Genomic DNA, 24,471 nt, shown 5'->3' on the forward strand with positions numbered 1-24,471 from the left:
GAGGCACACTATATTATTGCTTCCGGAGCTTTTTGTTTATTAGCCTGTTTATTACAGATCGAGCTCGAGTTTATTAAGTTTTGCTGTAATCTCGGAAATCTCGCTTTTGGAAAGGGATTTTTCCATGGCTTTGGCATTTTGTACAGCCTGAGACTCGTTTCTGGCCCCCACAAGCGCAATAGTGATGGCGGGTTGTTCCAGCGTCCAGAGTATGGCCAGCTGTCCGAGGCTCAGGCCTTTGGCATCGGCTATAGGTTTGATGCTTTCCAGGAAAGCGTTGGTTTTCTTTAGGTTCGTATCCTTGAAATATGGATTTGAAGCCCTGTGGTCACCTTCTGCAAACCGGTGTCCGGGTTTCAGTTTGCCTGTGAGTAACCCTCTCTGCATAGGGCTGTATGCCAGTATCCCTTTATGATGTTCCTGGCAGTAGGGTACGACGTCTTTTTCGATGTCTCTCTGCACCATGCTGTAGGGAACCTGGTTCGAGGCCAGGGAAACATAGTTTTCGGCTTCGGCCATTTGTACGGCATCGTAGTTACAGACCCCGGCATGTCGCACTTTTCCCTGTTCGATGAGCTGTGCCACAGCTTCCATCGTTTCCTGTATGGGAGTCGTCACATCGGGCCAGTGTATCTGGTAAAGATCAATGTAGTCCGTGCCTAACCTTCGGAGACTGTCCTCACATTCTTTAATAATACTCTCCTTTCCTGCGTATTTATAGATGTCTATATCCTTACCGTCGTTATTCTTGCTGCTGAACCCGAAATTTCCTTTTTTAAGGTCCCAGCGCATACCGTATTTGGTGAGGATCTGTACCTGATCTCTCGGAATATCTTTTATAGCTTCTCCTACGATCTCCTCACTGGTGCCCTGTCCGTATATGGGAGCAGTATCTATAGAGGTTACACCATGGTCATAAGAAGCTTTTATGGCCCGTATGGCATCGTTGCGTTCCGTACCTCCCCACATCCATCCTCCGGCAGCCCATGCGCCGAAGGTAACTGCAGATATATTCAGATCCGTCTGGCCTAATTTTCTGTACTTCATAACTGTTGTTTATACGTTTTCAATTTATTTACGGTGTGTTTGTTGAGCTTTCCGTAACGCGTTTCAGACCGGTTACTTCAAAATCTCATGGCGAACCGTCCGGACTTCTTCTGCTGTCACCGGTCCTGCCGTATTACCAAAAGCGGTTCGTATGTAGGCTAACAGCTCCGCAACCTGAGTGTCGTCGAGAAAGTCATGGGCAGGCATGGTATTGGCATACGTTTGCCCATCGACCTCCAACCCCTCGTCCGAGCCTTTCAGGATAATACGGATGAGCCGGGATGTGTTGCCTGTCACATAATCTGTATTTCGTAACGGTGGATTGAGGTTAGGCACTCCGCTACCATTGCGCTGATGGCAGGTAGCACAATACTGTCCGTAGAGTTTTTTCCCTTCCGGATACGCTGTTTCCTCTATTTCAGGGGCTGCTTTTTTTACCGTTGCAGCAGGGGTTACGGGATCTGTTTTTTCTTTTTTATCTTTTTCGCCGCATGCGGATACCATCAGGGCAAACACGATGGTAAGTACTTTCAAATACCTAAGGTTTTTCATATACAAGGCCGGAATTTATTGGCGCCGCCAAAGGGTTTAATACCCCGAGACTTGCCTGGAAATTAAAATTCAGTTTCGTAGGAATGCCTCGTGTGCTTGCACCGAGGTAGTTTACTTTCCGTTATACACGATCCTGTATATCGTACCTCCCGCATCGTCCGAAACGTAGAGCGAGCCATCAGGGCCCTGTGCCAGTCCGCAAGGGCGGTGTTTGGCATCTCCGGGCGATAATACCGGATCGACCCCGGCAAAACCTTTGGCAAAAACTTCCCATTCTCCGGCCGGTTTTCCGCCCTTGAACGGAACAAAAGCAACCATAAAACCTTCCTGCTCTTCCGGAGCGCGGTTCCACGAACCATGGAAAGCGACAAAAGCCCCGTTTTTGTATTTCTCCGGAAACATAGACCCGGTGTAAAACAATAAACCGTTCGGGGCCATGTGTGCAGGGAAAGCTACAAGAGGATCTATGGCATTTTTACCCTTGCCCTCTTCCGGTTCTTTTTGTCCGTCCCCACCGTATTCCGGGCTCAGTATCTTTTTTCCCTGGTTCTGGTCGTAATAGATGTATGGCCATCCGGCATCGTCACCTTCTTCTATTTTGTAAAGGGTCTCCGCAGGAAGATCTGCAGAGGCCTGCGCATCGTATAAATCCGGAAACAGGTCATGGAGGTTATCCCTGCCATGCTGCATGACGTAAAGCGTGTTGTCTTCTTTGTTCCAGTCGAGCCCTACCACGTTTCGCAATCCTGTAGCGTAACGTGCGCCCTCTCCATAAGACTGCTTCATGGCATTGGCCCTGAATTTCCAGATACCCCCGGCGGAATCGAGAATAGTACAGGGATACATGCCGGGAGAATCCTTGGTACGGTCCCGTTCCTGGCAGGCATTGGAGTAGGCCCCGATATTTACATAGAGGTTATTGTTGTCATCGAGAGTGATCGATTTGGAGTTGTGCTGGCGGCGATCGATAAGACCATGGACAATCGTATCCGGGGTATTGGTATTTTCGGGGAGCTCATTCTCATCAAGGGCATAGCGGAATACGGAGGTATTGGAAGAAGCATACAGGTAATTGCCTTTTAAGGTAATTCCCGTTCCGCCGTAATTTCCAAAACCTGTTTTGCTTTCCGCTTTACCGTCCCCGTCTTTGTCCGAAAGGATGAGTATCCCTTTACCGTCCTTGGGTTTGTTGAGCTTTACGAGAACATCTCCGTTTTTATTTACGGCAAGATGCCTTGCTTCGCCGACACTGTCAGCCACGATAAGAGCCCCGAAACCTTCGGGAAGGGTCAATGCCGCATTATTCTTATCCGGTATAATATCTCCGTTATCATTTTTTTTATCTTCTTTATCCGAACACGACAAAGTACCTAATGTGAATGCCGTGACCACCGGAATATACCACCATGAGGAGGAGAATTGTTTTTTCATAAAAAGCGTTGTTTTTAAGTTTTTCTGAATTGCTGTTGTGATACTAATATGGGTACTATATTGAATGTTCTGAAATTTTTCCTCAAATTGAAATTTTACTTTTAGGGTGCTCTGAGCGTAAAAATGTGATGCTAAAAATAGCACGTAGTACAAAAATCAACATTTTTCACTACAATCAAAAACCCTGGAGAGGGTTCGTCAAAAAAAGTTACGCTCCTGCCGTAATGATCCTCAAAGCCAAAAAACAGAAACGGCTGTTTACAGTACGATACGCTTTCCTTCTTTTGCCGATTGACGGGCGGCCTGCAGGATTTCGACAACGATAAGGTTGTTTTCCAATGAAGAAAGGTCATTTTTTGTAACCGCTTCTCCCGTAAATACGGCTTCGAGATAGGCGATCTGGTCTTTAAAATACGCATCGGAAACCTGTAGTTTCTGCACATTTTCTATGCTTTCGGCCCTGATGAGCGTATTGGCGTCCGTGGCATGGAGCGACAGTTGTGTTCCGTAGACTTCAAAACTCTTTATCCCATAAGGCCAGTTCCAGGAAGCTTCTATAATACCGGTAGCCCCGTTTTTATATTCGAGCAGTATGGTGGCATCATCATCTACATCCGGGTATACAGCGGGTTTAACCTGTCGTGTAACGGCGGTTACGGCTACGGGGCGTTCCCCGTTCATGAGCCAGGTCATGAGGTTTGCACCGTAACACCCGAAATCGATGAGTGCCCCGCCACCGTTTTTTTCCGGATCGGTGAGCCAGTCCAGGAAAATTTCACTGCAACCTATTTCCCTCGGACCCTGGTGGCCGTCTTTGGCAATCATACGTTTCAACGGTCCCGAACCCGATTGTTCCAGATGTTGTTTCAGGGCATGATTGCTGCCGTACCAGGTAGTTTCATAGTTTGTAAATACAGGAGTACCGTACCTTTTCGAAAGGTCAGAGATCTTCCGGGCCTGCTTATTAGTTATGGCCAGAGGTTTTTCTACCATTAACGGAATCTTTTGCGGCAAACAGGCTTCCGCTACGGAAACATGTTCGGAAATGGGGTTGTAAGCGAGTACCACATCCGGTCTGGTAGCGCTTAACATTTCTGCTACCGTATCATAAAAGAGCGAATCCGGAAGCATATAGTGTTTACGGAGATTCGCTATCCGTGTTTTGTCGGGTTCCGCTATACCCGTAATAACAACCCTTTTTTGTTTGTATTGCTGTAAGAGCACATGGATATGATCATGGCTCATACCTGCGACGGCTACGCGGAGGAGTTTTTCCTGTCCGAAAACGGGTGGAACATACAGCATAAAGATGATGAAGAAGGAGACCCCTCCGGATATTAATTTGTGTATCATGACATTTAAAGTTTACAGACCGTGCGATACGGCTGTGAAAGTACAGGAAACAGGATGTGATCAACAGCCCTTTCTTTTAAAGAAAATAAATACAGGTTACCGATTTATAAGGATAAAGGTTGTCGCTACGGACAACCTCATACATTATAGAGCAGGAAAAAGCTTCAAGTCTTAACCGATCACTTTTTCTTCGGTTCCGAGATATTTGGTAAAGGGCTGTGCCAGTATTCTTTTTCCCGTAGCTTTTTTTATGGCATTGGCCAGGGCCGCTCCTGCGGGAGGCAAGGCAGGTTCCCCGAGTCCGGTGGGAGAGAGGCCGTTCTGTATAAAGTGAACGTCGACCTCCGGCGCTTCTTCCATACGGATAAGTCTGTAGGCCCCGAAGTTTTTTACTCCCGGGGTACCGTTTTCGAAAGACAGGTCGCCATACATGGCATGTCCTATACCATCAATAACACCACCTTCTACCTGGTTTCTGGCTCCTGTAGGGTTAACCACGATCCCGCAATCTACGACGCAGGTCACCTTTTTTACCGAAGGCATTCCGTTTCCGTTCATGGTAACATCCACTACTTCCGCAACATGACTGTTGTGACAGTAGTAGGCAGAAAACCCACGGAAAACTCCCGGAGAAGCAGGGACATTCCAGCCCGACTTGGTAACGGCGGTACGGATTACTTCCTGCATGCGTTCCGGCGAATACTGTATCCTTTCGTCTGTAGTACCTTTTACGTTGTCCAGTAGGTCGAGCCGGGCCTGTATCGGGTCCGTTTCCATAATCTCAAAGAGTTCGTCCAGGAAACTCTGTTCGGCAAAAGCCAGAAAATTGGTATAAGGTGCACGCCACGGTGCGGTAGTGATGTGGCTTTTGTAGTTGGCCACATCGACCTGGTAATTTTCGATAGCTCCTGCCGGAAAGAAGTTGGGGATAAGACCATACATATTACTGTTAACAGCAGCCTCTTTAAGGTGATATCCCGTTATTTTTCCATCCTTCAGGGAAGCTGCAATCCTGTATTTTATAGCAGGGCGGTATTGTCCGCAGGTCATATCGTCCTCGCGGGTGTAGAACAATTTTACCGGTTTGCGTACCACATCCGATATTTTAGCGGCTTCCAGTACAAAATCACCTATAAGTCGTCTTCCGAAACCGCCACCCATACGCGTCATGTTTACCCGGACTTTAGCAATATCAACACCCAGGGCTTCGGCCACTGCTTTCTGGCTTCCTTCCGGGGTTTGTATCGGGCCGGTGAGTTCTACCTCCTCGTCCGTGACATCGGCAAAGAAATTCATGGGTTCCATACAGGAGTGGGGGAGAAAAGGCGATTCGTAAGTACGTTCGATCACCCGGTCGGCTTCTGCAAATGCTTTTTTAACATCACCGTCCGCACGGAGTGTTTCAAAATCCTTTCCGTCCAGGAGTCCCAGCAGAATCCGGTCGTGGTCTTCCGTACTCTCCAGTTTTTCGTCGTCCCATCGTGCCTGTAGCTTTTCTTTACCTTTTTTTGCCGCCCAGGTATTCGTGGCTACCACGGCGATCTTATCTTCAAACCGGAACACATCGGTAACTCCGGTCACCTTTTTCGTTTCGGAATCGTCAAAGGAAACCAGTTTACGGCCAAATGCAGGCGGGCGCAATACACAGGCATAGTGCATACCCGGCTTGCTGTAATCGAGTCCGAAAAGCGGTTTGCCACTGATAATCTTATCGATATCCACATTAATGGCATCCCTGCCGATGATTTTGTATTGAGACGGATCTTTCAGTGGAGCGTTGTCCTGGATGTCGAGGGCAGCAGCAGCCTTTACCACATCACCGTATCCCAGTTGGTTGCCTTTGCTATCGGAGATCACACCTTCCGAAACCTTACAGTCGGCAGGAGAGATCTCCCATTGTTTTGCGGCGGCGTGTATGAGCATCTGCCTGGCATTGGCCCCGGTTTGTCGGAGAATATCCCATCCGTGTCTTATGGACTGGCTTCCCCCGGCTACCTGGCGGGTAAAATTTTTCGTATCGAGAGGCGCCTGTTCCACATAAACGTCTTTCCAGGCCACATCGAGTTCTTCGGCGACGATCATGGGCATGGACGTTTTTACCCCCTGGCCGATCTCGGGGTTGGGAGAGAAAATGGTGACCTTACCGTTGTCGGCAATTTTTATGTATGCATTAAAATTATTGAAATTCAGTTGAGAGATATCTTCGGGCATTTTCGCTTCCGGTTTACACGAATTCAGGAAGTTAACACCAATAAGGAGACCTCCGCCGGCAAGTGCAGTCGTACGCATGAAAGAGCGTCTGCTAAAGGCAGGGAGAGTGATTTCGTTTTTCATAAGGATCAGGTTTTGGGGTTAACTCATTTTTTCTGCGGCAAGAGATACCGCTTTTTCAATACGTGTATAGGTGGCACACCGGCATATATTTCCCTGCATGGCACCCCGGATATCTTCGCTTGTCGGATTGGGATTGCTGTGCAGAAATGCAGAAGCTGTCATGATCTGTCCGGCCTGGCAATATCCGCATTGCGGAACATCTATTTCTTTCCAGGCCTGCTGTACCGGATGTGAGTTGTCTTCCGAAAGCCCTTCGATCGTTGTAATTTTCCGTTCCCCGGCCTGTCCTATGGTTAGCAGACAACTTCGGGTAGCTTCACCGTCCACATGCACGGTACACGCGCCGCATTGTCCGATCCCGCAACCGAATTTGGTACCCACCAGTTGCAGTTCATCACGCAGCACCCACAACAACGGGGTGTCGCTGTCGGCATGCACCGTATGTGCCTTACCATTGACTGTAATGTTAAAAGCTGGCATAATAAGTTTAGTTTAGTTAATGATTTGTCAGTGTATTTCTAATTGCTCCAATAAGATACGGATAATTTGCTTTACCCCGAATTTGTTAAGGGTTGTTTAACACTTTTAACAGGTTGAGCATAGCCTCACCCGGACCGAAATACAGGATGTCTCTTTATAAAGCCATGTAGTGAAAAAGTGGAGGATTGAAGGAAATTAATGGTTTTATGGTAAGTGAGGAGGTAAAAAAATCCCGGAGCTATACGAAAAGCCCCGGAATTGTTTCTAAGCTTTGAAGTACAGTAATCCGGTGCGATTGTATTTCCGGGTATACTGCAGGTCAAAAAATTACTTTTTAGACTCTTCCAAAGATACTTTACGGAAATCTTTCATAAGCTTGCTGATCTCCAGGGCAGCTTTACGAGCTCTTGTTCCTGCAGCCTTGTTTCCTTTTTCCACCTGAGCCTGCGCTTCAGTGTTGAACGTTTCAATCTCTGTTTGGATTTTTTCTAATAACTCTTTCATTTGAATTTGAATTTATACAATGAGAGGCGAAAATAAATAATTTTGAAAACATGAGTAGCATAGAAAGCCTGTGTATTTGCAGTATTTACGACAGATAACACGTTTTTTAGGGCAACTGGTATCTGTTTGGGGTATGAAAAGGCATATCGGGCAGGTTTCGGGAGGGTAGAATAGACATTTCCGACATCATCGCCGATCGTAGAAGTATTTGCCCGGTAACGGTACGGAAATCAGATCATTTGTTGTAATGTGGCTCCTATCTGCTTCAGGGCATCGTCGATCTCGGGGGTAAAAGGAGAACCGAAACTGACCCTGAAATACGTTCTGAGATCCAGCTTTTGAGAAAACAATTGTCCGGGGGCAATACTGATCTTCTTTTTTATCAGTTTCCGGTAGAGTTTTACACTGTCACATCCCATCGGGAGCGCTACCCAGATCACAAAACCCCCTTTCGGGGCAGAGACTTCAATAGGGCCGGGAAAATATTCGTAAATGGCCTGGAGGTATTGCAGGCATTGGGTATGAAGATCTTTTCTGAGTTGTCTTATATGCAGGTCGTACCTGCCGTTTTTCAGAAAATGGGCCATGGCCATTTCGGTAACGGAAGCCGTTGTTACGGAGTGGTTCATCTTGTATTCGAAAATCTCACTCCGGTATTTTCCCGCGATAAGCCAGCCTACGCGATATCCCGGAGCAACAGATTTGGAAAAGGAAGAACACAAGATCACATTTTGCTGCAGGTCATAAGCCTTACAGGCATTCAGGCGGTGAGGATCAAAATGGAGTTCGCCGTAAATATCATCTTCGATAAGCACAATATCCTTACGGGTCACCAGGGCAACCAGGGCCTTTCGCTTCTCTTCGGTAAGATGGGCCCCCGTGGGATTTGAAAAACTACTGGTTACAATACAGGCCTTGACATGGTGCTGTGTAATACAGGTTTCCAGGCTGGGAATATCTATTCCCGTTACCGGATCGGTAAGTACTTCTACCGGGATACGGCCGTGGGCTTCTATGGCCTTAAGCAGGCCGAAATAGGTAGGACTTTCTATGGCCACGGTATCGCCGGGGCTGGTGGTAGCCAGAAGTGCATAGTGTATGGCTTCCAGGCAACCGGAGGTGGTAATGATATCGTCCGGATACAACAGCAGGCCTGCAGCATAGGATATCCTCGCTATCTGTCTGCGAAGTTCCTCATCGCCCTGGAGATTGTTGTAGTTGACCAGCCTGTCCGGCCGTTCGCGAACAGTGTGCAACAGGGAATTTTTCAGCTTGGTTACCGGTAGTATGGAGGTATCGGGCTTATTGATGGAAAGTTTGATCAGCGTAGGATCGCTGAGCGGTACATAAACTTCTTCCTGGAGCGATTTAACTTTCTGACGGCGGGTTACTGCCTGTTGCCTGATATGTGTGATCTTTTGGATCTGTTTGGTACTGAACCGGACGTAATAACCCGATTTTGGCCGGGCTTCCACCAACCCTCTGCTTTCCAGTTCTATATAGGCCTTATACACACTGCTGATGCTCACTTTCTTTTCTTTGCTCAGTTGCCGTACCGAAGGTAAGCGTTCGCCGATGCGCAAAGCTCCGGACAAAATAAGTGTTTCGAGCTGCCGTGCGATGTCCTGGTATAAAAAAGGGTCGCTTTTCATGGATATGGTGTCATCTGTTATGCTGTAAAATTATAAATCTGAATCTGTTTTTGAATTAAAAACGCTATTATTTTTGAAAAATCAAATCGTTTAAAGGACGGCTGGGAAATGTGCGTTAACACATTTACCGGCCCCGCGATAGGTTGTCCGGGGATGTTATGACCGGTGAGAATACTAAAAAACAGAAGATAACCAATGAAAACAAAGGCTTATATAGCACTGTTGCTGGTATGTATAGTGTGGGGAACCACTTATTTTGCCATAAAGATCGGGATAGATCATTTTCCGCCTTTTGCTTTCCTGGGTATTCGCCATACTTCGGCCGGACTGTTACTCTTACTGGGGATGTGGTTTTTCCGGAGAAAGGATATTTCGTTTTCACGTAAAACCGTGAGGCCCCAGGTACTTCCCGGAATATTCATGGTAGGCCTGGGAAACGGGCTGCTCGGATGGGTAGAACAATACGTGCCTACGGGGATCATCGCTATACTCTTTGCACTTGTACCCGTATATGTGGTGGGGTATAACCTGTTTGTCGAAAAAAGAGAAGTATTCCCGAAGGCCGGAATTGCCGGGATCGTTACCGGTTTTGTGGGTGTTTTGCTTATTTTCGGAGACAGCCTGCCGCGGTTGGCGGACCGGTCGTATACTTTGGGCCTGCTGGTCGCTTTTTGTTGTACAGTATTCTGGGCTGCAGGAAGTATGATAAGTAAAAAGAACCGGTCTGCCACCGGTCCTGTATTCAATACAGCCATACAACTGCTTAGCGGAGGAATTTTTCTGTTACTCCTCAGTCTGGCTACGGAAAACCGGATGGCACTGCCCCCTGTGACCCCGGCTGTGGCCTGGGCGATGTTGTACCTAATAATTTTCGGGTCCCTTATCGGGTTTATGGCCTATGTATATGCGGTGACCTATCTCCCGCTGGAACAGGTTACCATTCACACCTATATCAATCCCCTGGTGGCTATTCTGCTGGGATGGGCTTTTCTCGGGGAAAAGATCTCCGTAAACAGTGCTGTAGCTGCCGTACTTATACTTTTCGGGGTTTACCTGGTCCATGCTGCGCTGCGCCGGAAGAAATTCAGGATAGTACATACAAAACCCGGTGATGTTCCTGAGGTCCTGGAACTGTACAGGGCGGGTATTGCCTTGCAAAAACTCCGGGGAGAAGTGTACTGGCCCGATTTTACAGCCGATGACGTGCTGGGAGAAATACGTCGCAGAGGGCATTACAAGATCATGTCGGGCCATCGTATGGCAGCTGTTTTTTCTATCGTGTATAACGAACCTGTCATCTGGGAAGATACCCCGGAAGACAAATCGGTGTATATACATCGTTTGACGGTACATCCGGATTTTCGCGGTAAGGGCTTGTTCGGTATCGTAAAAGCGTGGATGATAGAAGAAGCAGTCAGGTGCAATGTCCGTACCATCCGTCTGGATACCTGGTCGGGAAGCGAAAGATTGACAGCGTATTACCGCAAATCGGGATTCGATCTTGTCGGTACGCGAAAAATAGTGGAAACCAAAGGACTGCAGCAGCATTATAAGAATATAGAAGTAGCCCTGTTCGAAATAAAACTTTAACCTGAAATCAAGACAGCAATGATACATGAAAATTTTACAACGGTATGGCTGGAAGCCTGGAACAGCCATAACCTCGACGCCATCATGGCACATTATGCCGACGATGTTTCGTTTTATTCCCCTGTTGCTGCAGAGCTAAGCCCGGAAGGCAAAGGTCATATTAGCGGAAAAGAGGCGTTAAGAGAATATTTTTCGATGGCTTTGCAAAAGTATCCCGGGCTCTGTTTTACCCTGCACAAGGCGCTGAAGGGAGTAGATTCCGTAGTGCTGTATTATACCAGTATCCGGCATCTGAAATCTGCGGAATGTATGATTTTTGACCGCGAGGGAAAAGTGCGGGAGGTGTATGCCCATTATGCCCCGTGATATTCATGCCCTGGTCCCGGGATAACATCGTATTCGGTTTTATCCGGAGTTGATGTTTTGGAATTTGGAGGTTATGTTCGAAGTTAAACCTATATACTTCAGTGTATCCGCTTTAGCTTCTGAAAAAGCTATGATCCGACTGGGTTGGGTCAAGTGATGGAGTTATTTAGTGGGTTAGTTCGTAATTGGTTATGGGGTATCAGACCTATTTGGGCATTCAGTTATTGACTACCCGTATAGGATCTTTGATTTTTTATGAGCCCGGGGCGGCTGCGTGCTCCGGCTCTCCGCCGGAGTATAACGAAGTCCCGGATTTAAGGGAGGGGATGGTGAAGTCACGGAGTGGTTAGATCGTTGTCTTAATAACCTGATGACGAGTAACCGGTATATCAATTTTACAGCTTGTCTCAACCTGTGTATTTCAGGTGAGCGTAGTTTAGTATCTTTAAATGCTACGGGGCAGGCCGCATTTCAATAGAAGTATAAACTCTAAACCAGGGAAATATGGAAGAAAGTAATTATCTGGAAAGTGTACGGAAACTTTTTGAGTACTATAAAAAGCTGGGAGAGAAAGCCATGGAACAGGTCCCGGACCCGGCCTTGTTCTATCAGCCCGACGAGACGTCGAATAATATTGCTGTTATTGTAAAACACCTGTCGGGCAATATGCGTTCGCGGTGGACGGATTTCCTCACTTCGGACGGAGAGAAGGAATGGCGTGACCGTGACGGTGAATTTACGGATACTTTCGGGAGCAGGGAGATATTGATGCAGGCCTGGGAAGCCGGCTGGCACTGTCTTCTTGGTGCCATAGGAGATCTCGGACCTGCCGATCTCGACAAAACAGTTTACATCCGCAACGAGGGCCACACGGTTACGGAAGCAATAAACAGGCAACTCGCGCATGTACCCTATCATATCGGGCAGATCGTGTATATCGCCAAAATGCAATCCGGTAACCACTGGCATACCCTGAGCATAGCCAGGAATGCCTCGGCGGATTACAACCGGGACAAGTTCCGGAAGGAAAGGGCAAAGAGATTTTTTACGGATACCGGGGAGCATGATGCTTCCGGTCATTCCTGAGCTGATTATGCGTTACCCGTTCCTGAGCCTGCCCGGCGATATCCCGTATTTCCTGCGGAAAGCCGTGGTGAAGTACTGCGGAGTGCTGTAGCCACAATATTCGGCTATTTCCTGTATGGTGCTTTGCCCGTCCAGCAGTTGCCTGTAGGCTTCCCGGAGCCGGATGTCCCTTAAATAGCCGAATACCGTGGTCCCGAAAAGCGATTTGAAACCTTTTTTGAGCTTAAATTCGTTCATACCGGAGTATCGGGCAAGGGTGGGTAGCGAATAATGATCTTCAAAGTTAGTTTCGAGCATGGTTTTTACGTGATGCAGTTTTTCGACATCGCTCCTTAACAGTATTTCCGGATGGGCGATACCCGAATGGTAGTCTTCAAGTTGCAGCATGAGTAATTCCAGAACTTTGGCCTCGATATAAAAACGTTTGAGCGTTCCTTTTTTATCGCAATGGATAATCTGGTGAAGTACCATCTGCATTTCGGGAGTGATCTTACGGTTCTTCCCGTGGAGAAAAGAAGCCCTTTTATTTTCTACAGCAGCGAGGAAGCGGTCCGTCAGTTGAGAATGACCTTCGGTGACCCGCTTGAGGAATTTTTCCGAAAGGTGTATTTCCAGCATTTCGGAAGGCTCCTTTTGGCGGGGATGGTAAAAGTAACCGTCGAAATAAGGCATGTAAAACAGGTTGTGTTCTCCGCGGTTAAAGGTGGCCCAGGAAGCAGGGTTTCCCGAACTTCCGGCACTGCTCGATCCGGATATGGCAAAGTGCATTTCTATAACCGGTGTGTCACAATCTGCTTTGAGTTTGATGTCGTGTATGGTATGGGAAACCCCATAGGTGATATGAATGCCTTCAAACCATAATTCCCTGTAGCGGCCGTTTCCCGAGACCATGTCAAAACCAAACTCCGTTTCGGCCATCCCTGACAAAACCTGGTAATCGGGAGCAAGCTCCCTTTCGTAAATAAGCTCCTGCAGGTCGGATGTTCTTAAACTGAATCGCATATGCTCCTTATTTTATAAAAAAACATCCCGCAATTGTAAACGAAATGTACGGGAATGTACCAAATTTGTACAAAGATAATTATTTAGAATAAATCTAAATTGATATGTCCGAAATAAACGAATTTCATACGCTGGCGGCACAGTTAAAGTGCCCTGACGGAGCAGAGGGGATCGCCGTGGGAGAGCAGATGTTCCGTACCAACGGTAATATGATCCGTAAAACCGTGGCACAAATGGATATTTTACCCTGCGACCGCGTCCTCGAAATAGGTTTCGGGAGCGGGAAGCACCTGAAAATGTTATACCAGAAGCAACCCATGCTCACCTATTACGGGGCTGATACCTCTGCAGTAATGGTAGCACAGGCCACTGCAAATAACATGAGCCATGTACGCGAAGGAATGGCTGTATTTGATCGTACCGATGGTATACAATTACCCTATGACACTGCTTTTTTTGACATGATTTTTACTGTAAACACCGTATATTTCTGGGAAAACCCCGAATTGCAGTTGCGCGAGATCTACCGGGTACTGGCACCGGGAAGGAGTTTTTATTGTGCCGTAGTAGACCGTTTGTCTATGGAGGATCTTCCTTTCGTAGATGATCGTTTTAGGTTATACGGTAATACAGAACTGGAAGAATTACTTCACAAGCATGGCTTCTCCGGTATCACTTCCCGGGTTTTTAACGAACAGGTCCGCAGTAATGCCGGGACAGTAACCGACCGGAAATTCCGGATCGTTAAAGCACAGAAGGCTTCGCTATAACCGAAAATAGATTGTTTATTATGCCCTGTCCTGATGTTTTAAGTACCGGACAGGGGAAATATCAGGTATCATAAGTTCGTAAAAAGGATGAATACAAAACAGCAGGAAGTCCGTCTCGTACGTTTTCCGTTAAAAAAAGGCAAACTAACCCGCTTTTATGAGTGGATGCAGTATCTTAACGAACCCAAAAACCGGGGAGAGATCATTGAAGGGATAGGTGAGGCGGAAATCTTTGCCGAATCCGTTTTTCTGTCCGAAGAAGCCGGGCATTATTATGTCTATTACTATATGAATTCGGAAAATCCGTTCCGGGGCCATAGGGCTGTCAGTTCCGGAAACCGCTCTGCGGATATAAGACATTTCAGGTTTTTTGCCGAATGTATCGATATGGAGAACCATGTAGTACAGGAAGCCCTGTTCCATGTTAACAAACCGTAATTAATTATAAAAAAAGGTGATGAACAAACCAGCTGTCCCCGATATCATCAGGTCGGTATTTACCGTAAGCCGTAAAACCTATATAACACCGCATTATCTTCGTGTCTATTTTACCGGAAAAGACGTTCCGCTGATAGCCAATACCACGGTAGGGATAAATAATAAGATACTGATCCCGCCGCCGGGTGTAAAGGAAGTCTGTTTTCCGGAATTCGACAGCGAAAAAGGAGAGTGGCTCCATCCGGATGAAGCAGTCCACCCCTCGGTCCGTACCTACACACACCGCGGAATAGATCCGGAACATCATGAAATATGGATCGACTTTGTCGTTCATGGCGATGAAGGGCCGGCATCGGCCTGGGCAATCCGTGCACAAAAAGGAGATCGGTTGGGAATTCTTATGAAAAACGGTAGAAGCACACTTTATCCTGCTGCCGCTCATTATCTCCTTGTAGGGGATGCAACGGGAATTCCCGTATTGGGCAGTATTCTCGAAACGCTGCCTCCGGACGCGCAGGGAATTTGCATTCTGGAAGTTCACGGCAAAGAAGATGAGCAACCTCTGCAGACCAGGGCAGATATCAGGTTTGTGTGGTTGCACAATCCCTATCCCCAACGTGGAAGCCGTCTTCCCGAAGTCGTGCGGCAACAGTCCCTCTGGAAGTCGTCGAGATTTGCGTATGTGGCTGCCGAATTCTCTTCCGTAAAACAAATCCGTACCTACCTCCGAAAAGAATTGTTGTGGGAGCGGGAAGAGCTCTATGCCTACTCGTACTGGAAATCGGGAGTGTCCGAAGACCGGTCTCAGGACGACCGCAGGGCAGAGAAAGATGTCTGATCCCGGTATAGGGAATAATTTTCACGGGCAGCCGGGCGTATAGGATCTGCCCATGGCTTTTTTAGTCATTCCAGAAATAGGGTAACCTTACCTACAGTTCTGCCACTTTCCACATGGGTATGGGCTTCGGCCATGCTTTCAAAAGGATAAACTTTATCCAGATGCGCTTTTAGCTTATCTTCTCCGAGCATTCCGGCTATCGCCTGCATATCCTCTCCGGAAGAACGGACCAGCATGGTATAGCCTTTTGCCCCGATTTCAGCAGCCTTTTCCGTAACGGTTTCGTTCAGCCCTGTGGGAATACTGATGATGGTTCCGCCTGTTTTGGTTACGTACAGCGATTTGTCGATCGTGTCGCCGCCTTATCGGTAAGGAGTGTTTTAATAAAATTATCGAATTCGAATATGAGGGAAATGACTATGACCAACTTTACAAAAGACCACACCGTAATTCTGCCCCACAGTACCCGACAGGCAGAATTTAGCAAGTTTCGGATTTTATAACAGCGATTTAGTTGTGACATTTGCAATATAAATTCAGAGCGATGAACGAACAACAACAAATTAATTATCACAGAATTGCCGGAGCAATAGAGTATATAAAAACCAATTTCAAAGCACAACCCAACCTTGACGAAATTGCGGAACAAGTACATTTAAGCCCGTTTCATTTTCAACGTTTGTTCAGTGAATGGGCAGGAACGACACCCAAAAAGTTTTTACAGTACATCAGCATTGAACATGCCAAAAGATTGCTGATCAGCCAACGGGCCACACTTCTGGACACCGCTTTTGAAACAGGGCTTTCAGGTACGGGACGGTTACACGATTTATTTGTAAACATTGAGGGAATGACACCTGCCGAATATAAAAACGGGGGCAAAAATCTTTTCATCAATTATAGTTTTACGGAAAGTCCTTTTGGTAATCTAATTGTTGCATCTACACTAAAAGGTGTTTGTTATATGGCATTTGAAGATGAAGAAGAAAAAGCGTTGAACGACCTTAAATCCAAATTTCCCAATGCCGTATTTCAACGAAAATTAGACTTGTTACAACAAAACGCTTTATTCGTTTTTCAAAATGACTGGAGCAAACCCAACGAAATAAGACTACATTTAAAAGGCACTGATTTTCAGTTGAAGGTTTGGGAAACGCTTTTAAAAGTTCCAATGGGCCAATTGTCTACGTATGGCAACATTGCCGAACAAATCGGCAATTCAAGTGCTTCGAGAGCAGTAGGAACAGCCATCGGAAGCAATCCTATTGCATTTCTAATTCCGTGCCACCGTATTATACAGGCTTCGGGCAAATTTACCGGGTATCGTTGGGGGACCATACGAAAAACAGCCATAATAGGCTGGGAGCAGGCAAAAATAAATCTGTAACGTTATGGTGTTATGGATATGGATAAGAAATATTGGTGATGCCCGACAAATTTGGATAATCTGACCAAATCCGATTGTGGTTATCCGTATTAAAAACCAACTAAAGAGTATAATGAAGGATATTATCCAAAGAATAGAAAATACAGATTGGCAAAACATAACCGAAACAATGCACACCAATGGTTATGCAATTATTCCAAACCTGTTATCGGCTGAACAATGCGAAATACTTAAATCGGAATACTACAGCCAGGACGCTTACAGAAAAACGGTAGTTATGGAGCGTTACCGTTTCGGTTCGGGCGAATACAAGTATTTCAATTATCCGTTACCCGAGGTTATCCAGCAAATCAGAACAAAAATTTATCCGTACCTTTTACCTGTTGCCAATACCTGGTTTAGGGTGTTGAATATGAATAAACAGTTTCCATTGGAACATGCAGAATTGCTGCAACAATGTCATCAAAACGGGCAGCGGAAAGCGACTGTTCTGATATTGAAATATGGTAAAGGAGGTTTCAATACATTACATCAGGATCTGTATGGTGAAATTTATTTTCCGATACAGATCGTCTTGTTTTTGAACGAACCCGACCAGGATTTTACAGGTGGAGAATTTGTATTGACACAGCAAATTCCAAGAGCGCAATCCAAAGCAATCGTGTTGAAACCAAAGAAAGGTGATATGTTGATTTTTACAACCAATTTTAAACCTGAAAAAGGTGAAAAAGGTTATTACCGGGTAAATATGAAACACGGTGTAAGCAAAGTACATAGCGGAGAACGTTACACTTTAGGCATTATCTTTCACGATGCCATCAGTTAGCAATGATAAGACATAGTGAGATATCCGACATCGACTTGCGAAGTAAAATCAAACAACAGAAAATTTGTTTTGGTGGCAATCGTAAACTGAAAATTTACGGCACTTTGTCATGTACTTCGGGAAAGAAAATGAAACGGGAAAACAGGATTTTCTTTTTATCGGAAAAGGAAGCAAAAGAAAATGGTTTTCGTCCATGCGGACATTGCTTCAGGGAAAAATATCAGAGATGGAAGAAGAATGGAACTATTTGATGGCATCACAGACAACACAAAAAATTGATTGCCAAAGAGACGTAGTGGTAAACTATTATGGCCAATTGTTTTAATCAAAGAGAAGCCGACAATTATTTGGAAAAGTTGCTTAAATATTCCTGATTTTCAAAGTGCCGGAGTAAGCGCATACTGGCACGTCGCACCACCAAAAGCCCTGCTTATACACAGGGCTTTTCCGGAAACATCTTATAAAAATAAACAGGGGTTAGTGCATAGCTGCGGCTTTCATCATTTTGTGAAAGATCTCGTTGTTCTCGTAGATCCCGGAAAACAGTTCTTTTCCTTTTCCTGTTGCAAAGACCGGTACGTGTGTTCCGGTATGCTGGTCGGTGATAAAGTACACTGCGACCTTGTCCGGGTCTTCTGTTTTTTTCCCGGTGTTGCTGTCCGTATCGTAGTATTTACCTACGGCGGCACCTCCGGTTTCGTGGTCTGCCGTGACGATGAGCAGCGTGTTGGGATGGGTGTTTACGTAGTCGAGGGCCACACCTATGGTCTTGTCGAAATCGAGGACTTCCTGTACCATCATTTCCGGGTCTTTGGCATGTCCGCCCCAGTCGATATACGATCCTTCGACCATAAGAAAGAAGGGTTTGTCGTTTTCTTCGAAATACCCGAGGGCTTTGGCGGTGGCTTCCGGCAGAAAATCGCCTCTTCCCTGTGTTTTGGATGGCATGCTCTCCGGGGCCAGTAAGAAACCGTTTCGTACGGCGGGGTCTACGGTAGCCATACCGGTAGAGTCCATATGGTATCCCAGGTCCCGTAGCCCGGCATACAGGTTTTTTCCATCTTCCCTTTCGGTAAAATATTTCAGGCCTGCCCCGGCAAAGAAATCGACCTGGGCTTTCATCATGTCCAGGGCAATGGCCTCATGCATATCGCGGTTTTCCACATGGGCGTAGAAAGCGGCGGGTGTGGCATGGGTAATAGCGGTAAGACTTATGAGCCCGGTACGATAATCTTTCGCTTTCAGAAGCTCGAGTATGGTAGGCAATGCTACAGTGTCTGCGGATACCCCGATCGCTTTTTTATACGTCTTTTCGCCTGTAGACAGCGCAGTAGCCCCTGCGGCGGAGTCTGTAATACGATGGCTGGTACACGAGGTTTTGCTGAGTCCCGTAACGGGGAAGCGTTCGAAGTTGGAAACCGTGTCTTTAAAATAGGAGGCCGAGGATACCTGAGACAGTCCCATACCATCACCGATCATAAGAATGATGCTCAACGGGGCTTCGGTAGCGGGAGTCGGGTTGGTTTCGGTATTTTCTTTATTTCCGGGCGATTGGCATCCCAGGGTAAGCATGCTTATGGAGGCGAGTGCAAAAGTCTTGAAGAGGTATGGCATAATGTATACAGGTTTTAATGAAAAAAAAGGATACGGCAGGGCATAGCTCCTGCCGCATCGTGTATAGGAAACAGTAAAAACATTTAATGATAATATTAATAGCCGGGGTTTTGTTCCAGGTATCCCGGGGCATTCGAGGACCCGTCTATGGCTGCCTGTGGTATGGGGAACAAACGGTGGCGCACATCCGTATCCGTTTTTTCCGTCCATCGGTCCTCATAGCGCCCGAAGCGGATCATATCGGTACGCCTGGACATTTCCCAGTACAGTTCAAAACCGCGTTCGCGGTACATGATATCCAGATCTATGGCCTGTAGTGCTGCCGGGATGGGGGCGCGGGCCGTACGGGCGCTTCGCATAAGGTTTACATCGGCCAGGGCCCCGGCGTTATCTCCTTTTCGCAGTCTGGCTTCGGCCCGCATCAGGTAGATCTCCGCATAGCGCAGTAGTACGAGGTCTACGCTGCTGTAATTATTACCGTTATCCGAGGTATGGCTAAACTGGTATTTGGACACGCGGTACCCGCTGGCATAACCGTTGTTGCCGGTAAAGTCGATATCGAGCGTGTGGTTTACGTAATATTCCATACTGGCTTCTCTTCTTTCGCCCACGGCATAGATACGATACCCGCCGTCGCAGGTGTAGAAATTCCCGTCTGCGTCTTTACGTGGTGCCCATGGTGTTCCCCTGAGGATCCCGCGGTCGATTTCAAAATCTTCGGCTGCGACACAGAGATAACGGTCCTGGTCGTTCTGCGGGGTATAGCCGGTAAGGTCTTCAAAGGCCGCAGGTACTGCCACGTTCTTCTGGTAAAAACGGGCATCGGCCTCTGCAGGGTCAACGTTGCCATAGGCCTCGGTCCAGGTCCGGTAAAAATCCGGGGTAATGGCCGGTCCGTCCGTTCCATCTGCGTTGGGGTATTCCGGGCGTGGAAACATGGACCCGGAAATAGACCAGTATGCCCAGCGGCTGTGGTCGTTATTCAGTATACCGCGCTGGTCGAGTGCAAAAATGAGTTCCTTGTTATCGTGATTATCGTCGTTGAACAGGTCGAAATACTCCGGAGAGATCACGAAATCACCCGAGTTGATGATGTGGTCCGTATACTCGATAACCTTGTCCATATCTTCGGTAGTGAAGCTGGGTGTACCGTAGGGATCGCGGTACACGGCAGCATTGAGGTGCAGTTTGGCAAGGAACCCCCACACTGCGGCCTGTGTCATCCTGCCGGGGCCCTTATCGGTATTAATAACATCTACAACAGATGTAAATTCGCTTTCGATATACGCTATGGCATCCTGTGTACGCAGGATTTCCGACATTTCGGAAGACGATTCTTTTTTAAAGGCGATCCCCCAGCTGTCGAGCATCAGCATATTCAGGTATGCCCGCAACGCTTTCATTTCGTACAGGGCTTCCTGTGCTTCGGTATTGGTTTCTGCCAGTGGCGTAAGGACTTCTATAGCGGTTACGGTCCGCGATATGTTGGTGGTCAGGTAGTTCCAGGCATCACCTACAAGACCGTTGCTTGCGGTGGTCTTATGGGTGTGCAGTTCGAGGAAGCGCCCCCCGTCGTACCATTGGTCCCCGCCACGTGCCGGGAGAATGGCTTCGTCCGACGGAATGAGTTGCAGCCCGAAGTAACGGGTATGCCGGAAGGTCTGTGGCATCAGTCCGTAAGCAGGTGCAATGGCCCCGCTGATGGCTTCCGATTGCCCGCTCCCGGTAAGGGATTCGTCCAGGACCTCTTCTTCGAGATCGGTACAGCTTGCCCCGATAAGGGAACTTATGGTTAACAGTGCTATGATGAATTTATTTTTCATGGTCTTTCTTTTTCAAAATGATTAAAAGGATACATTCAGGCCCAATAAAAATGTTCTCGCTTTCGGGTAGGTGTACCTGTCGATCCCGAAAGTCTGGATACCGCCGGAGGAGTTCCCGGTATTCACCTCGGGGTCGAAACCGCTGTAGTTGGTCAGTACAAACAGGTTTTGCCCGGTAAGGCTCAGCCGTATATTTCTCACATGGTCGCCGAGCCCCAGCACTTGCGGATCCAGGTTATAGCCAAGTGTGGCATTGTTCAGCCGCAGGTAATCCCCGTTTTCGAGATAGCGGGTAGAGACTTCGTTGGTGTTGTTTATACCTTCGTTCTCGTAGGCTATGGCTTTGTCGGTCGTGTTGAAAGACAGGGCGAGATTTCCTTTGGTAAAGTTAGACATGGCGGTGTGGTTATAGATCTGGTTTCCGGCGGCACCGTTAAAGTTCAGGTTCAGGTCGAATTTCTTATAGAAAAAATTCAGGTAGAAGGCATAGGTGACATCGGGCAGGGCCTTGCCTACCACCATTCTGTCATTATCCAGGATCTCGCCGTCGCCGTTGACATCGCGGAACTCACTAAATCCTTCCCCGTCAATACCGAGGAATTCTTTCATATAGAAGGTGCCTATGGGTTGGCCGTTGAGGTAACCGTTAATGGTGGCCCCGGTTTGTCCCGCACCCTGCGCAGCTCCGGTGGTGAGTACCTGGTAGGGAGAATTCGCTACCTTGTTCCGGGTAAAAGCGGCATTACCTCCTATGGTATAGGAGAAATCCGGGGTATTGCCGTTGCTTCGGTATTCGAGGGCCACTTCGAGCCCCTTGTTGCGGATCTCCATATCCGGAATATTGGTCCAGAACGTATTGGTCGGCTGGATGGGGTCGGACGGAACCACTTCGAGCAGTACGTTTTCGGAGATCTTGTTAAAGTAGTCTACCGTACCCGTAAGGCGGTTGTTGAATAAACCGAAGTCCAGTCCTATGTTGGTCTGTGTGGACACTTCCCACTGGATGTCCGGGTTCGCCAGGCGGGTATATACCGTACCGTACGGATAGTCGTCCAGGCTGGTGATGTTATCGCTGAGCGGGTAGGTATCGTTATCTGCCCGGCTGTCGGTATAACTGGCCTGGGTGATCTTGGAAGGAATTTCCTGGTTCCCGGTACGTCCCCAGCTGGCACGTAGCTTCAGGTTGCTGACCGGCGAATCGATCATAAAGTTTTCCTTGCTGATATTCCATCCGGCAGCCACCGAAGGAAAGTAGCCGTACTTATTGTTCTTCCCGAATTTGGACGATCCGTCGGCACGCATGGTCAGGGTAAGCAGGTATGTATCGGCATAGCTGTAGTTAACCCTTCCGAAGAAAGATTGCAGTTCGTTTTTAATGGCGTCCGACCACTGCGAAACGGGGTTTCCGGCCGCTTCGATCTGATACCTGGGCTCTATGCCGTTGTCCGGAAAATTACGGTAGTACCATCCGCGGGCCCGGTAGAGTGTTTCCTGGTAGGTGTGCCCTGCGAGGAAGGTCATATCGTGCTGCTCGTGGGTGAGTTTGTAGGTCAGGTAGTTTTCTACGAGGGTGTTGGTGTTGCTGGTATAGGATATGTCCAGGGTGCCGATCTCGTCTTCCCTTGCCGTGTAGGGTTTGTTTTGCTGTTCCCTTTCGGTATTGGAATAGTCTACACCGAGGTTCAGTTTATAGGTAAGACCTTTAACGATCTCGAGAGAAGGAGAGATGTTGGCCAGGATACGGTTGTTATTGGCAAAGTCGTCATACAGTTTTTCGCGGACCAGGGCGTTAAACTGGTCCCCGTTAATTACGGGAGTGGGCTCCCCGTCGGTATAGGCGGGATAGGTAGGGTTGGACCGCAGCATATCCGATATGATGGTTGTGGTAAGCGGTCTCTGGTTTTCGGTACGGGTACCGGAAAGGTTCATTTCTACCTTAAAACGGTCGTCGAAAGCCTTTTGCGACAGGTTTACCCGCCCGGAATACGTCCTGAGGTTACTGTTGCGCAGAATACCCTCCTGGTCATTGACACCGGCAGAGCCGAAGTACGAGAACTTTTCGGTACCGCCACCCATGGAAAAATTGATGTTTTTGGAGACGGCCGTACGGGTAAAGGTGTCCTGCCAGTCGGTGCTGGCGCCTCCGTCCCTGAGGTTACCGCCCACGGCAGTGACCTGACGGCGGAATTCGTCGGCGCCGAACACATCGATTTTACGGGCCAGTTTGGATAGTGCGGTAGAGACCGAAAGGTTCATTTCGGTGCGTCCCTGTTTTCCTTTTTTGGTCGTAATCACAATTACCCCGTTGGCGGCCCTTGCCCCGTATATGGCGGCGGCAGAAGCATCCTTGAGGACATCTATTTTTTCGATGTCGTGCGGGTTTATAAAGTTCAGCGGATTGGTAGCTACCCCGGTAGAGGTATTGTCCAGGGCAAAACCGTCTACGACATACAAAGGGGTGGTTCCGGACCGTAAACTTCCTATACCGCGGATGATGACATCCTGGGAAGCCCCGGGTTCGCCGCTGACCGTAGCCACGTTGACCCCGGCTACTTTACCTTGCAGTAACTGTCCCGGGTTGGTTACGATCCCCTTGTTAAAGTCGCCCTCTTTTACGGAAGCGATAGACCCGGTAACATCGGTTTTTTTCTGGGTACCGTATCCGACTACGACCACATCGTCGAGCTGGGCAGCATCCGGCAGCATCTGAATATGGATCTCGGTACGTCCGCTTACGACGATTTCCTGTGGTTTATAGCCCAGGTAGGAAACGATCAGCACGGCCTGTTCCGCTACATTGATAGAGAAATTCCCGTCAAAATCGGTAGAGGTACCGTTGGATGTTCCTTTTTCCACGACCGAGGCACCGGCCAGGGGCACCCCGTTCTCATCGGTGATGGTCCCCGTGATGTTGAGGTAAACGATCTCTACCACCTTTTCTTTGGCCACCCGGTTGCGGTTGACATCAATGGAAATGGTGTTGTTGATCCTCCGGAAGGCGAGATTGGCATCGCGCGCTATAACTTCGAGTACAGCACGAAGCGATTCGTGGCTGTAGTGCATATCGAGCGTTTTTCCGAGACGCTCGATCTTACGGTCGTAAACAAACTTAAAATCGGTTTGTGCTTCGATGTCTTTCAGGACTTCCACGACGGTAGCATTCCTGGCCGACAGGTCTATTTTATAGCTTTCCAGTTTTTGCCCTGCTGCATCGGCCGCGAGGACCGGGTTGAGTAAGGTTCCGATAATCAGAAAGCAAAATGTATGGAATGTCAATTGAATACATTGTTTAAGAGTTAGCAATTTCATAATTTCACATCATGTTTAATAGTTATTTGTAATTATTGAAGTCTTGCAGTCTGCACATGCTCGCCAAAG

At 47.7% G+C, this 24,471-nt stretch carries 22 protein-coding genes; 9 read left to right on the forward strand and 13 right to left on the reverse strand.

Going from position 1 to position 24,471, the window contains the following annotated elements:
* Nucleotides 1–51: 51 nt before the first annotated feature.
* The 8 genes from BT112_RS12240 to BT112_RS12275 all read right to left on the reverse strand — a co-directional run bounded on the left by BT112_RS12240 (nt 52) and on the right by BT112_RS12275 (nt 9,353).
* Nucleotides 52–1,047, reverse strand: coding sequence for an aldo/keto reductase (locus tag BT112_RS12240; protein WP_072317668.1), 996 nt, complete (start codon nt 1,045–1,047; stop codon nt 52–54).
* A gap of 72 nt (nt 1,048–1,119) precedes the next feature.
* Entirely contained in the window at nt 1,120–1,599 is a 480-nt protein-coding gene (locus BT112_RS12245; protein WP_217652385.1) for a c-type cytochrome, read from the reverse strand.
* Between the two features lie 111 nt (nt 1,600–1,710).
* The gene (locus BT112_RS12250) at nt 1,711–3,030 is read right to left on the reverse strand and encodes a PQQ-dependent sugar dehydrogenase (protein ID WP_072317669.1); all 1,320 of its coding nucleotides are present in this window, start codon (nt 3,028–3,030) and stop codon (nt 1,711–1,713) included.
* 258 nt (nt 3,031–3,288) lie between these two features.
* The gene (locus BT112_RS12255; protein ID WP_072317670.1) at nt 3,289–4,383 is read right to left on the reverse strand and encodes a Gfo/Idh/MocA family protein; all 1,095 of its coding nucleotides are present in this window, start codon (nt 4,381–4,383) and stop codon (nt 3,289–3,291) included.
* Between the two features lie 171 nt (nt 4,384–4,554).
* A complete protein-coding gene (locus tag BT112_RS12260; protein WP_072317671.1) occupies nt 4,555–6,717 on the reverse strand; it encodes a xanthine dehydrogenase family protein molybdopterin-binding subunit in 2,163 nt (720 codons plus the stop codon).
* 18 nt (nt 6,718–6,735) lie between these two features.
* A complete protein-coding gene (locus BT112_RS12265) occupies nt 6,736–7,197 on the reverse strand; it encodes a (2Fe-2S)-binding protein (protein WP_072317672.1) in 462 nt (153 codons plus the stop codon).
* 327 nt (nt 7,198–7,524) lie between these two features.
* Nucleotides 7,525–7,701 carry a histone H1 gene (locus BT112_RS12270; protein ID WP_072317673.1) on the reverse strand — a complete coding sequence of 59 codons (177 nt, stop codon included), beginning with the start codon at nt 7,699–7,701 and terminating at the stop codon, nt 7,525–7,527.
* A gap of 230 nt (nt 7,702–7,931) precedes the next feature.
* Entirely contained in the window at nt 7,932–9,353 is a 1,422-nt protein-coding gene (locus BT112_RS12275) for an aminotransferase-like domain-containing protein (protein WP_072317674.1), read from the reverse strand.
* A gap of 195 nt (nt 9,354–9,548) precedes the next feature.
* Between BT112_RS12275 and BT112_RS12280 the strand changes: the two genes are divergently transcribed.
* From BT112_RS12280 to BT112_RS12290, 3 genes are all read left to right on the forward strand, one after another.
* Complete coding sequence (locus BT112_RS12280; protein WP_072317675.1) at nt 9,549–10,943, forward strand: GNAT family N-acetyltransferase; 1,395 nt, start codon at nt 9,549–9,551, stop codon at nt 10,941–10,943.
* Between the two features lie 18 nt (nt 10,944–10,961).
* A complete protein-coding gene (locus BT112_RS12285; RefSeq protein WP_072317676.1) occupies nt 10,962–11,309 on the forward strand; it encodes a nuclear transport factor 2 family protein in 348 nt (115 codons plus the stop codon).
* Between the two features lie 504 nt (nt 11,310–11,813).
* Nucleotides 11,814–12,395 carry a DUF1572 family protein gene (locus BT112_RS12290; RefSeq protein ID WP_072317677.1) on the forward strand — a complete coding sequence of 194 codons (582 nt, stop codon included), beginning with the start codon at nt 11,814–11,816 and terminating at the stop codon, nt 12,393–12,395.
* A gap of 12 nt (nt 12,396–12,407) precedes the next feature.
* Here BT112_RS12290 and BT112_RS12295 read toward each other — a convergent pair whose 3' ends face one another.
* On the reverse strand, nt 12,408–13,397 hold the full coding sequence (locus BT112_RS12295) for a helix-turn-helix transcriptional regulator (protein ID WP_072317678.1): 990 nt from the start codon (nt 13,395–13,397) through the stop codon (nt 12,408–12,410).
* 104 nt (nt 13,398–13,501) lie between these two features.
* Between BT112_RS12295 and BT112_RS12300 the strand changes: the two genes are divergently transcribed.
* The 3 genes from BT112_RS12300 (at nt 13,502) to BT112_RS12310 (ending at nt 15,443) form a co-directional block, all read left to right on the forward strand.
* Nucleotides 13,502–14,167: a class I SAM-dependent methyltransferase gene (locus BT112_RS12300; protein ID WP_072317679.1), complete on the forward strand. Its 666-nt coding sequence runs from the start codon at nt 13,502–13,504 to the stop codon at nt 14,165–14,167.
* 87 nt (nt 14,168–14,254) lie between these two features.
* Entirely contained in the window at nt 14,255–14,605 is a 351-nt protein-coding gene (locus tag BT112_RS12305) for a DUF6176 family protein (protein ID WP_072317680.1), read from the forward strand.
* 19 nt (nt 14,606–14,624) lie between these two features.
* Nucleotides 14,625–15,443, forward strand: coding sequence for a siderophore-interacting protein (locus tag BT112_RS12310; RefSeq protein WP_072317681.1), 819 nt, complete (start codon nt 14,625–14,627; stop codon nt 15,441–15,443).
* Between the two features lie 65 nt (nt 15,444–15,508).
* On the opposite strand, the gene BT112_RS12315 is transcribed toward BT112_RS12310, so the two are convergent.
* Nucleotides 15,509–15,793 (reverse strand): zinc-binding dehydrogenase, encoded by a 285-nt coding sequence (locus BT112_RS12315; RefSeq protein WP_083564908.1) that lies wholly within the window; start codon nt 15,791–15,793, stop codon nt 15,509–15,511.
* 194 nt (nt 15,794–15,987) lie between these two features.
* Here BT112_RS12315 and BT112_RS12320 point away from each other — a divergent pair, with 194 nt between their 5' ends.
* From BT112_RS12320 to BT112_RS12330, 3 genes are all read left to right on the forward strand, one after another.
* Complete coding sequence (locus tag BT112_RS12320; protein WP_072317682.1) at nt 15,988–16,830, forward strand: bifunctional helix-turn-helix domain-containing protein/methylated-DNA--[protein]-cysteine S-methyltransferase; 843 nt, start codon at nt 15,988–15,990, stop codon at nt 16,828–16,830.
* 112 nt (nt 16,831–16,942) lie between these two features.
* Entirely contained in the window at nt 16,943–17,656 is a 714-nt protein-coding gene (locus tag BT112_RS12325) for a 2OG-Fe(II) oxygenase (RefSeq protein WP_072317683.1), read from the forward strand.
* A gap of 2 nt (nt 17,657–17,658) precedes the next feature.
* The gene (locus tag BT112_RS12330; protein ID WP_072317684.1) at nt 17,659–17,907 is read left to right on the forward strand and encodes an Ada metal-binding domain-containing protein; all 249 of its coding nucleotides are present in this window, start codon (nt 17,659–17,661) and stop codon (nt 17,905–17,907) included.
* A 226-nt stretch (nt 17,908–18,133) separates the two neighbouring features.
* Here the strand turns inward: BT112_RS12330 and BT112_RS12335 are convergent, their stop codons facing one another.
* From BT112_RS12335 to BT112_RS12345, 3 genes are all read right to left on the reverse strand, one after another.
* Entirely contained in the window at nt 18,134–19,270 is a 1,137-nt protein-coding gene (locus BT112_RS12335; protein WP_072317685.1) for an alkaline phosphatase, read from the reverse strand.
* A 95-nt stretch (nt 19,271–19,365) separates the two neighbouring features.
* A complete protein-coding gene (locus BT112_RS12340; RefSeq protein ID WP_072317686.1) occupies nt 19,366–21,093 on the reverse strand; it encodes a RagB/SusD family nutrient uptake outer membrane protein in 1,728 nt (575 codons plus the stop codon).
* 21 nt (nt 21,094–21,114) lie between these two features.
* Nucleotides 21,115–24,402: a SusC/RagA family TonB-linked outer membrane protein gene (locus BT112_RS12345; protein ID WP_072317687.1), complete on the reverse strand. Its 3,288-nt coding sequence runs from the start codon at nt 24,400–24,402 to the stop codon at nt 21,115–21,117.
* Nucleotides 24,403–24,471 lie beyond the last annotated feature (69 nt).

Source organism: Sinomicrobium oceani, from assembly GCF_900119185.1.
GTDB lineage: Bacteria > Bacteroidota > Bacteroidia > Flavobacteriales > Flavobacteriaceae > Sinomicrobium > Sinomicrobium oceani.

What these genes read in the sequence shown, in the direction of transcription:
- BT112_RS12290 (WP_072317677.1), top strand. Translation starts at nt 11,814, where the DNA reads ATGGAAGAAAGTAATTATCTGGAAAGTGTACGGAAACTTTTTGAGTAC.
- BT112_RS12295 (WP_072317678.1), bottom strand. Translation starts at nt 13,397, where the DNA reads ATGCGATTCAGTTTAAGAACATCCGACCTGCAGGAGCTTATTTACGAA.
- BT112_RS12255 (WP_072317670.1), bottom strand. Translation starts at nt 4,383, where the DNA reads ATGATACACAAATTAATATCCGGAGGGGTCTCCTTCTTCATCATCTTT.
- BT112_RS12325 (WP_072317683.1), top strand. Translation starts at nt 16,943, where the DNA reads ATGAAGGATATTATCCAAAGAATAGAAAATACAGATTGGCAAAACATA.
- BT112_RS12285 (WP_072317676.1), top strand. Translation starts at nt 10,962, where the DNA reads ATGATACATGAAAATTTTACAACGGTATGGCTGGAAGCCTGGAACAGC.
- BT112_RS12240 (WP_072317668.1), bottom strand. Translation starts at nt 1,047, where the DNA reads ATGAAGTACAGAAAATTAGGCCAGACGGATCTGAATATATCTGCAGTT.
- BT112_RS12330 (WP_072317684.1), top strand. Translation starts at nt 17,659, where the DNA reads ATGATAAGACATAGTGAGATATCCGACATCGACTTGCGAAGTAAAATC.
- BT112_RS12275 (WP_072317674.1), bottom strand. Translation starts at nt 9,353, where the DNA reads ATGAAAAGCGACCCTTTTTTATACCAGGACATCGCACGGCAGCTCGAA.
- BT112_RS12270 (WP_072317673.1), bottom strand. Translation starts at nt 7,701, where the DNA reads ATGAAAGAGTTATTAGAAAAAATCCAAACAGAGATTGAAACGTTCAAC.
- BT112_RS12265 (WP_072317672.1), bottom strand. Translation starts at nt 7,197, where the DNA reads ATGCCAGCTTTTAACATTACAGTCAATGGTAAGGCACATACGGTGCAT.
- BT112_RS12280 (WP_072317675.1), top strand. Translation starts at nt 9,549, where the DNA reads ATGAAAACAAAGGCTTATATAGCACTGTTGCTGGTATGTATAGTGTGG.
- BT112_RS12300 (WP_072317679.1), top strand. Translation starts at nt 13,502, where the DNA reads ATGTCCGAAATAAACGAATTTCATACGCTGGCGGCACAGTTAAAGTGC.
- BT112_RS12305 (WP_072317680.1), top strand. Translation starts at nt 14,255, where the DNA reads ATGAATACAAAACAGCAGGAAGTCCGTCTCGTACGTTTTCCGTTAAAA.
- BT112_RS12320 (WP_072317682.1), top strand. Translation starts at nt 15,988, where the DNA reads ATGAACGAACAACAACAAATTAATTATCACAGAATTGCCGGAGCAATA.
- BT112_RS12250 (WP_072317669.1), bottom strand. Translation starts at nt 3,030, where the DNA reads ATGAAAAAACAATTCTCCTCCTCATGGTGGTATATTCCGGTGGTCACG.
- BT112_RS12260 (WP_072317671.1), bottom strand. Translation starts at nt 6,717, where the DNA reads ATGAAAAACGAAATCACTCTCCCTGCCTTTAGCAGACGCTCTTTCATG.
- BT112_RS12340 (WP_072317686.1), bottom strand. Translation starts at nt 21,093, where the DNA reads ATGAAAAATAAATTCATCATAGCACTGTTAACCATAAGTTCCCTTATC.
- BT112_RS12310 (WP_072317681.1), top strand. Translation starts at nt 14,625, where the DNA reads ATGAACAAACCAGCTGTCCCCGATATCATCAGGTCGGTATTTACCGTA.
- BT112_RS12245 (WP_217652385.1), bottom strand. Translation starts at nt 1,599, where the DNA reads ATGAAAAACCTTAGGTATTTGAAAGTACTTACCATCGTGTTTGCCCTG.
- BT112_RS12335 (WP_072317685.1), bottom strand. Translation starts at nt 19,270, where the DNA reads ATGCCATACCTCTTCAAGACTTTTGCACTCGCCTCCATAAGCATGCTT.
- BT112_RS12345 (WP_072317687.1), bottom strand. Translation starts at nt 24,402, where the DNA reads ATGAAATTGCTAACTCTTAAACAATGTATTCAATTGACATTCCATACA.